Source organism: Pseudomonas sp. FW305-70 (assembly GCF_058783925.1).
Map to the genome: position 1 here is coordinate 1 of NZ_JBYSYZ010000081.1, position 8,204 is coordinate 8,204.

Annotated in this window: 8 protein-coding genes; 5 read left to right on the plus strand and 3 right to left on the minus strand. The window is 64.1% G+C overall.

What is annotated here, in order from left to right; genetic code table 11:
* Positions 1 to 84: 84 nt before the first annotated feature.
* Both AC3WN7_RS28430 and AC3WN7_RS28435 read right to left on the minus strand, forming a co-directional pair.
* Entirely contained in the window at positions 85 to 1,263 is a 1,179-nt protein-coding gene (locus tag AC3WN7_RS28430; RefSeq protein ID WP_102675830.1) for a trans-sulfuration enzyme family protein, read from the minus strand.
* A complete protein-coding gene (locus tag AC3WN7_RS28435) occupies positions 1,260 to 2,636 on the minus strand; it encodes a pyridoxal-phosphate dependent enzyme (protein ID WP_015095633.1) in 1,377 nt (458 codons plus the stop codon). The genes AC3WN7_RS28430 and AC3WN7_RS28435 overlap by 4 nt, the downstream gene beginning before the upstream one ends.
* Positions 2,637 to 2,910: 274 nt before the next feature.
* On the opposite strand from AC3WN7_RS28435, the gene AC3WN7_RS28440 reads away from it, so the two are divergent.
* The 4 genes from AC3WN7_RS28440 to argE are packed head-to-tail and all read left to right on the plus strand — an operon-like array spanning position 2,911 to position 6,520.
* A complete protein-coding gene (locus AC3WN7_RS28440) occupies positions 2,911 to 4,272 on the plus strand; it encodes a flavin-containing monooxygenase (protein ID WP_173862178.1) in 1,362 nt (453 codons plus the stop codon).
* Positions 4,272 to 4,682, plus strand: coding sequence for a RidA family protein (locus AC3WN7_RS28445; protein ID WP_003201555.1), 411 nt, complete (start codon positions 4,272 to 4,274; stop codon positions 4,680 to 4,682). The genes AC3WN7_RS28440 and AC3WN7_RS28445 overlap by 1 nt, the downstream gene beginning before the upstream one ends.
* A 10-nt stretch (positions 4,683 to 4,692) precedes the next feature.
* Positions 4,693 to 5,367, plus strand: coding sequence for a DUF1028 domain-containing protein (locus AC3WN7_RS28450; RefSeq protein WP_007976091.1), 675 nt, complete (start codon positions 4,693 to 4,695; stop codon positions 5,365 to 5,367).
* A complete protein-coding gene (gene argE / locus AC3WN7_RS28455; RefSeq protein WP_102675831.1) occupies positions 5,360 to 6,520 on the plus strand; it encodes an acetylornithine deacetylase in 1,161 nt (386 codons plus the stop codon). The genes AC3WN7_RS28450 and argE overlap by 8 nt, the downstream gene beginning before the upstream one ends.
* Before the next feature lie 29 nt (positions 6,521 to 6,549).
* On the opposite strand, the gene AC3WN7_RS28460 is transcribed toward argE, so the two are convergent.
* Positions 6,550 to 6,705 (minus strand): hypothetical protein, encoded by a 156-nt coding sequence (locus tag AC3WN7_RS28460; RefSeq protein ID WP_157222277.1) that lies wholly within the window; start codon positions 6,703 to 6,705, stop codon positions 6,550 to 6,552.
* Between AC3WN7_RS28460 and AC3WN7_RS28465 the strand changes: the two genes are divergently transcribed.
* Positions 6,704 to 7,744: an ABC transporter substrate-binding protein gene (locus tag AC3WN7_RS28465; protein ID WP_102675832.1), complete on the plus strand. Its 1,041-nt coding sequence runs from the start codon at positions 6,704 to 6,706 to the stop codon at positions 7,742 to 7,744. The two genes, AC3WN7_RS28460 and AC3WN7_RS28465, sit on opposite strands and share 2 nt — an antisense overlap.
* Positions 7,745 to 8,204: the final 460 nt, after the last annotated feature.

The following is an 8,204-nucleotide window of genomic DNA, read 5'->3' on the forward strand; positions in this document are numbered from 1 at the left end:
GGACCCAAGAGCGCTGCGTTTAGTCAGTAAACACGCGGCATCGTTTACGACCATCGCGAGCAAGCTCGCTCCTACAGGGATTACTTACATCCGCGCCAACGCCTGCGCCAGGTCCGCGCGCAAGTCCTCCACATCCTCAACCCCCACCGACAACCGCACCAACCCATCACCAATCCCCAACTCTGCCCGAGTATCGGGCGGGATGGTGGCGTGGGTCATGATCGCCGGGTGTTCGATCAGGCTTTCCACGCCACCCAGGCTCTCGGCCAGGGCGAAGATCTGCACGTTCTCGAGGAAGCGTTTGGCGCCGGCCAGGTCGCTGTTGAGGTCGAGGGAAATCATCCCGCCGAATCCGCGCATTTGCCGCTGGGCCAGTTCGTGCTGCGGGTGCGAGGGCAGGCCGGGGTAGTAGACCCGTGAGACTTGCGGCTGACGCTCCAGCCACTGCGCCAGTTCCAGTGCGTTGCTGCAATGCCGTTCCATGCGCAGGGCCAGGGTCTTCACCCCGCGCAGGGTGAGGAAGGCATCGAACGGGCCGGCGATGGCGCCGACGGCGTTTTGCAGGAAGCCCAGGCGCTCGGCCAGTTCGGGGTTCTGCCCGACCACGGCGATGCCGCCGATCACGTCGGAGTGGCCGTTGAGGTATTTGGTGGTCGAGTGCAGCACGATGTCGAAACCCAGTTCCAGTGGGCGCTGGATCCACGGGCTGGCGAAGGTGTTGTCGGCCACGCAGATGATGCCGCGCGCGCGGCAGGTGCGGGCGATGGCGGCGAGGTCGGTGAGGCGCAGCAGCGGATTGCTCGGGGTCTCGACCATGACCATGCGGGTGTCGTCCTGCAGGGACGCCTCGAACGCCGCCAGGTCGGTCAGGTCGACGAAGCTGAAGCGGTGCCCGGCGCTGCGCTGGCGCACCTTGTCGAACAGGCGGAAGGTGCCGCCGTACAGGTCGTTGCCGGAGACGACGTGCGAACCGGCGTCTAGCAGTTCGAGCACCGTGGAAATGGTCGCCAGCCCCGAGGCAAAGGCAAAGCCCCGGGTGCCGCCTTCGAGGTCGGCCACGCAGCGTTCCAGGGCCCAGCGCGTCGGGTTGTGCGAGCGCCCGTAGTCCAGGCCTTTGTGCACCCCGGGGCTCTGTTGCAGGTAGGTGGAGTTGGCGTAGATCGGCGGCATCAAGGCCCCGGTCGACGGGTCCGGCGTTTGCCCGGCATGGATCACCCGGGTGGCGAAGCCCTGAGGCGGGGCGTTTTTGTCCTGTTGACTCATGGCAGGGATCTCCGCAAATGGTTGAGCATGTCGGTTCGGGTAATCAGGCCGTGGAAGCCCGAGGCATCCTGGATGATCGCCACCAGCCCACGGCCCAGCTCTGCCTCCAGTTCCGCCAGGGTGGCAGCGGGGGACAGGGTTTGCAGTTTGTCGGTCATGGCGCTGGCCACGGTTTTACGGAAGTGCGCAACGTCTTCATGCACCCCCAGCAGGATGTCGGACTCGTCGATCACGCCGACCAGTTGCTGCCCCTTCACCAGCACCGGCAATTGCGACACGTCCGCCAGACGCATGCGCTGGAACGCGGTGAGCAGGGTGTCATCGGGGCCGACGCTGATCACCCGGCCATCCTCGAAACGCCGCGCGATCAGGTCGCGCAGGTCGCCGTAGTGCTTGCGTTGCAGCAGGCCCTGATCGTTCATCCACTGGTCGTTGTAGACCTTGGACAGGTAACGCGTACCGGTGTCGCAGACGAAGCTCACCACCCGTTTCGGCTGGGTCTGTTCGCGACAGTAACGCAGCGCCGCCGCCAGCAAGGTACCGGTGGATGAGCCGCCGAGAATGCCTTCGGCGCGCAGCAACTGGCGGGCATGGTCGAAGCTTTCTTCGTCGCTGATCGAATAGGCGTGGCGCACGCTGGACAGGTCGGCAATCGACGGGATGAAGTCTTCGCCGATGCCTTCCACCGCCCAGGAACCGGGGGTGGGGAGGGTGCCACCGCGGCTGTATTCGGCCATCACCGAACCGACCGGGTCGGCCAGGACCATTTCCAGGTCCGGCTGCACGCGTTTGAAGAAACGGGTCAGGCCGGTGAGGGTACCGGCCGATCCGACGCCGACGACGATGGCGTCCAGATCGTGCTGGGTTTGTGCCCAGATCTCCGGCGCGGTGCTGCATTCGTGGGCCAGCGGGTTGGCCGGGTTGTTGAACTGGTCGGCGAAGAACGCATCGGGAATTTCCGCCGCCAGCCGTGCGGCGACGTCCTGGTAGTACTCGGGATGGCCCTTGCCGACATCGGAGCGGGTGATGTGCACCTCGGCGCCCATGGCCTTGAGGTGCAAGACCTTCTCGGTGGACATCTTGTCCGGCACCACCAGCACGACGCGATAGCCCTTGGCGCGGCCGACCAGGGCCAGGCCCAGGCCAGTGTTGCCGGCGGTGGCTTCGACGATGGTGCCGCCGGGGCGCAGGCGACCGTCGCGTTCGGCGGTGTCGATCATGGCCAGACCGATGCGGTCCTTGATCGAACCGCCGGGGTTCTGTGATTCGAGTTTGAGAAACAGCGTGCAGGGACCGGTATCGAACCGGCTGACGCGTACCAGCGGGGTATTGCCAATCAGTTCGAGTACGGCAGGACGGGAATAGTCGGGCATGTCATCACTCCTTGCGTGAATCCGCACTGGATGGACAGCAATCCGCGCCGGGTCTTCGCGCCGGTCGCGGGCAATGCATCGCTTGGACCATAGGCCGGGATCGGGTCGACCGCAACCTCGCACGGCCAGCCGGTCACCTCGACGCTTTTTCCTCGCCAGCAACCACAAAAAACATAATTTCGCTATTTCCCGGCTCCGAACAGAATGCGGCCAACACCCTGATACCGATAGCCGCAGCAGAAGAACAACAGTGATCAGAATCGAGGCGGCAGCCATGACCGACCTGAATCAAACCACCTTTCAGAAGTGCACAGCCATGACAGTTGATAAAACCGCAATTGATACGCTTGTTGTTGGCGCCGGCCAGGCCGGCGTGGCCATGAGTGAACACCTGAGCAAACTCGGTGTGCCCCACCTCGTGCTGGAGCGCAACCGTATCGCCGAAGCCTGGCGCACCGGCCGCTGGGATTCGCTGGTGGCCAACGGTCCTGCCTGGCACGACCGCTTCCCGGGCCTGGAATTCGACGGCCTGGACCCGGACGCCTTCGCCGGCAAAGAGCAGGTGGCCGAGTACTTCGAAGCCTATGCCCGCAAGTTCAACGCGCCGATCCGCACCGGTGTTGAAGTCAAGAGCGTACAACGCAATGCCGACCGTCCGGGTTTCACCGTTGAAACCTCTGATGGCGTGATCGAGGCCCGCCATGTGGTGGTCGCCACCGGCCCGTTCCAGCGTCCGGCCATTCCGCCGATTGCCCCGCCAATGGCCGGCATCAACCAGATTCACTCCGCCCAGTACTACAACCCGCAGCAACTGGCCGAAGGCGCGGTGCTGGTGGTGGGCGCCGGGTCGTCGGGCGTGCAGATCGCCGATGAGCTGCAACGTTCCGGTAAACAGGTCTACCTCTCGGTCGGCGCCCACGACCGTCCGCCGCGCGCCTACCGCAACCGCGATTTCTGCTGGTGGCTGGGGGTGCTGGGCGAATGGGATGCCGAGGCCATGCAACCGGGCAAGGAACACGTGACCATCGCCGTGAGCGGTGCCCGTGGCGGCCACACCGTGGACTTCCGTCGCCTGGCGCATCAGGGCATGACCCTGGTCGGCCTGACTCAATCGTTCAATGGCGCCGTGGTCAGTTTTGAAGACAATCTCGCCGACAACATCCGCCGTGGCGATGAAAACTACCTCGCGCTGCTCGACAAGGCCGACGCTTATATCGAACGCAATGGCCTCGACCTGCCGCTGGAACCCGAAGCCCGGGCCATGCTGGCCGATCCGGATTGCGTGACAAATCCAATCCTGGAACTGGACCTGCTCAAGGCCGGCGTGACCACGATCATCTGGGCCACCGGTTACTCCACCGACTACAGCTGGCTGAAGGTCGATGCCTTCAAGGACAACGGCAAACCGCAGCACCAGCGCGGCGTGTCGGCCGAGCCCGGCGTGTATTTCGTCGGGTTGCCGTGGCAGTCCCGTCGTGGCTCCGCGTTCATCTGGGGCGTTTGGCACGACGCCAAGCACATCGCCGATCACATCGTTAAACAGCACACCTATTTCAACTATCGGGATGCGACCCAGCGTCAAGCCGACGCCGCCCGCGCACCTGTTCAGAAAGCCAGCCTCATGGGAGTTCGTTAATGCCTACTCATACCCGCATCCGCATGTTCAACACCAAAGACACCTACCCGAACCAGACGCTGGACAACGATCTGTGCCAGGCCGTTCGCGCCGGCAATACCGTGTATGTACGTGGTCAGGTCGGCACCGATTTCAATGGCCAACTGGTGGGCCTCGGTGATCCGCGCGCCCAGGCCGAACAGGCCATGCGCAACGTCAAGCAGTTGCTGGAAGAGGCGGGCAGCGACCTGAGCCACATCGTCAAGACCACTACCTACCTGATCGACCCGCGCTATCGCGAGCCGGTGTACCAGGAGGTCGGCAAGTGGCTCAAGGGTGTGTTCCCGATTTCCACTGGGCTGGTGGTCAGTGCCCTCGGCCAGCCGCAGTGGCTGATGGAAATCGACGTGATTGCCGTTATCCCTGAATAAGGACTTCGCCATGACTTTTTCCATCGTGGGTCGCTGCGCCGAGACCGGCCAGCTGGGCATTGCCATCAGTTCTTCGAGCATCGCCGTCGGTGCGCGCTGCCCCTGGCTGCGGGCCGGGGTCGGCGCGGTGTCGAGCCAGAACATCACGCTGCCGGCCCTCGGCCCGCAGATCCTCGATGAGCTGGCCAACGGCTCGGCGCCACCCCAGGCGCTGGACCACTCGTTGACCCGCAACGGCTACAGCCAATATCGCCAGGTGGCGGTGGTGGATGCCCACGGTCGTACGGCGGTGTTCAGCGGCAATCATGCGCTGGGCATCAACAACGCGGTGGCCGGTGATCAGTGCGTGGCGGCCGGCAACCTGCTGGCCAACAGTGGGGTGATCGAGGCGATGGTCGCGGCTTTCGAAAACAGTGAAGGCTGCCTCGCCACCCGCCTGATGAACGCCTTGCAGGCCGGGCAGGACGCCGGCGGCGAAGCGGGCGCGGTGCACTCGGCGGCGTTGTCGGTGGTCGGTGACCTGACCTGGCCGATTGTCGACCTGCGGGTGGATTGGGCCGATGAAAACCCGATTGGCGAGCTGGGCAAACTGTGGACGGCCTACGAGCCGCAATTGCAGGACTACCTGACCCGCGCCCTCAATCCGACCCTGGCCCCCGCGTATGGAGTGCCCGGCGATGAGTGAGTTGCGCAGCCGCGCCATGCTCGCGCGGTTGATCGGGTTCGCCACGGTCAGCCGCGACTCGAACCTCGAGCTGATCGAGTTCGTGCGTGACTACCTGCACGGACTGGGCGTGGCGTGCGAACTGATCTACAACGCCGAGCGGACCAAGGCCAATCTGTTGGCCACGGTCGGCCCGAGCGTGGCCGGCGGCATCGTGCTGTCCGGTCACACCGACGTGGTGCCGGTGGACGGCCAGGCCTGGACGGTCGAGCCGTTCAGCCTGAGCGAGGCGAGTGGCAAGCTGTACGGTCGCGGCACCGCGGACATGAAAGGCTATCTGGCCTCGGTGCTGGCCGCCGTGCCGGTGTTTCTCGCCAGCCCTTTGAAGCGCCCGGTGCACTTGGCGTTTTCCTATGACGAAGAGGTCGGCTGCCTTGGCGTGCGCGGTTTGCTGGAGGTGTTGCCCCAACGCATCCCGGCCCCGGCGTTGTGTTTGATCGGCGAGCCGACCGAGCTCAAACCGGTGCTCGGCCACAAGGGCAAGCTGGCGATGCGTTGCCACGTACGCGGTGCGGCCTGTCATTCGGCCTACGCGCCTTATGGGGTCAATGCCATCGAGCAGGCCGCGCGCCTGATCGGTCGGCTGGGCGACATCGGCGCCACCCTGGCCCGGCCGCCGTTGCACGACAAGCGCTTCGATCCGGCGTTCTCGACCGTGCAGGTCGGCGTAATCCAGGGCGGTACGGCGCTGAACATCGTACCAGCGGACTGCCGTTTCGATTTCGAGATCCGCGCCTTGCCGGACTTCGCTCCGCAAGTGGTGGTCGATGAACTGCGGGACTACGCCGAGCAGACGTTGCTGCCGGCCATGCAGGCCGTGGACACCGATACCGCGATCCGCTTTGAAAAAATCTCGGCCTATCCGGGCCTGGCGACACCCGCCGACAGCGCCGCCGCCCGGCTGATTGCCGAGCTGTGCGGCAGCGATGATTTCGGCACCGTGGCCTTTGGCACCGAAGGCGGGCTGTTCAATCAGGCCGGGATTGCGACCGTGGTCTGCGGTCCCGGCAGCATGGACCAGGGGCACAAGCCCGATGAATTTGTCAGCGTCGACCAGATGGCGGCCTGTGACCGCCTGATGGATCGCCTGGCGGTGTATCTGAGTGAGCAATAACAACAATGGGTCAACAGGGCTGATTCCGCTCAATCACCTGTAGGAGCCGGCTTGCCGGCGATAGCGATTTGGCAGGCGACATCGGTTTTGACCGATCCGCCGCCATCGCCGGCAAGCCGGCTCCTACAGGTGACGAATCGGCATTGGTCAGTGTGCGAACCCATACTTTCGAGGAAGCGATCCATGTCCAGATCCTTGCGTTGCAGTGTTCCGTTTGCCCTGGCGTTGTTGAGTGCCAGTGTGTGGGCGGCCCCCCAGGACCTCACCGTGATTTCCTTCGGTGGTGCTACCAAACAGGCTCAGGAGAAGGCCTATTTCCAGCCGTTCAATGCCAGCGGCGCGGGCAACATCATCGCCGGTGAGTACAACGGTGAACTGTCGAAGATCAAGGCCATGGTTTCGGCCGGTCACACCAGCTGGGACGTGGTGGAAGTCGAAAGCCCCGAGTTGTTGCGCGGCTGCGAGGAGGGCCTGTTCGAGAAGCTCGACGCCGGGCGCTTCGGTGATTCGGCGAACTTCGTGCCCGGTGCGCTGACCGAATGCGGGGTGGCCACTTACGTCTGGTCGATGGTCATGGCCTATGACCAGAGCAAGCAGGCCAAGGCGCCGCAATCCTGGGCGGACTTCTGGAACGTCGCCGACTTCCCGGGCAAGCGCGGCCTGCGCAAGAGCGCCAAGTACACCCTGGAAATCGCCTTGCTCGCCGACGGTGTCAAGGCGGACGACGTGTACAAGGTCTTGAAAACCCCACAAGGCGTGACGCGGGCCTTTGCCAAGCTCGACCAGATCAAGCCGAACATCCAGTGGTGGGAGGCGGGCGCGCAGCCGGCGCAATGGCTGGTGGCCGGCGACGTAGTGATGAGCGCGGCCTACAACGGCCGGATCGCCTCGGCGCAAAAGGAAGGCATGAAACTGAGCATCGTCTGGCCGCAAAGCCTGTACGACCCGGAATACTGGGCAGTGGTCAAAGGTACGCCGAACAAGGCGCTGGCGGAAAACTTCATCGCGTTCGCCAGCCAGCCGCAGACGCAAAAAGTCTTCTCGGAAAACATCCCCTACGGGCCGGTGCATCGCCAGACCCTGCCATTGCTGCCCAAGGACGTGCAGGAACAACTGCCGACCGCCGAGGCCAACCTGGCCGGCGCCCGGGCGGTGGACGCAGAGTTCTGGGTCGACCATGGCGAAGAGCTTGAACAGCGCTTCAACGCCTGGGCTGCACGCTGATACACAATCGTGTAGCGACACAAAACCCTGTGGGAGCGGGCTTGCCCGCGATGAGGCCGGCACATGCGACATCAGTGTTGCCTGATCCACCGCCATCGCGGGCAAGCCCGCTCCCACAAAAAACAGTGCAATACCTCGGGTTCGCGCAGTGGTGATGGTAATCAGGTAAAGCACAGCCCTCCTGTGGGAGCGAGCCTGCTCGCGAAAGCGGTATGTCAGCCACATAGATGCTGGATGTGCCACCGCTTTTGCGAGCAGGCTCGCTCCCACAATAAGCCTGGTGCAACACCTCGGGTTCAAGCTTTGCCGCCTTCGCGCAGTGGTGATGGTAGTCAGTTAAAACGCAGGCCCCTGTGGGAGCGGGCTTGCCCGCGAAAGCGGTTTGTCAGTCACATCGATGCTGGATGTGCCACCGCCTTCGCGCAGTGGTGATGGTAGTCAGTTAAAACGCAGGCCCCTG

Coding starts and splice junctions, on each gene's coding strand:
- AC3WN7_RS28435 (WP_015095633.1), bottom strand. CDS start 2,636: ATGCCCGACTATTCCCGTCCTGCCGTACTCGAACTGATTGGCAATACC.
- AC3WN7_RS28460 (WP_157222277.1), bottom strand. CDS start 6,705: ATGGATCGCTTCCTCGAAAGTATGGGTTCGCACACTGACCAATGCCGA.
- AC3WN7_RS28430 (WP_102675830.1), bottom strand. CDS start 1,263: ATGAGTCAACAGGACAAAAACGCCCCGCCTCAGGGCTTCGCCACCCGG.
- AC3WN7_RS28465 (WP_102675832.1), top strand. CDS start 6,704: ATGTCCAGATCCTTGCGTTGCAGTGTTCCGTTTGCCCTGGCGTTGTTG.
- AC3WN7_RS28450 (WP_007976091.1), top strand. CDS start 4,693: ATGACTTTTTCCATCGTGGGTCGCTGCGCCGAGACCGGCCAGCTGGGC.
- argE (WP_102675831.1), top strand. CDS start 5,360: ATGAGTGAGTTGCGCAGCCGCGCCATGCTCGCGCGGTTGATCGGGTTC.
- AC3WN7_RS28445 (WP_003201555.1), top strand. CDS start 4,272: ATGCCTACTCATACCCGCATCCGCATGTTCAACACCAAAGACACCTAC.
- AC3WN7_RS28440 (WP_173862178.1), top strand. CDS start 2,911: ATGACCGACCTGAATCAAACCACCTTTCAGAAGTGCACAGCCATGACA.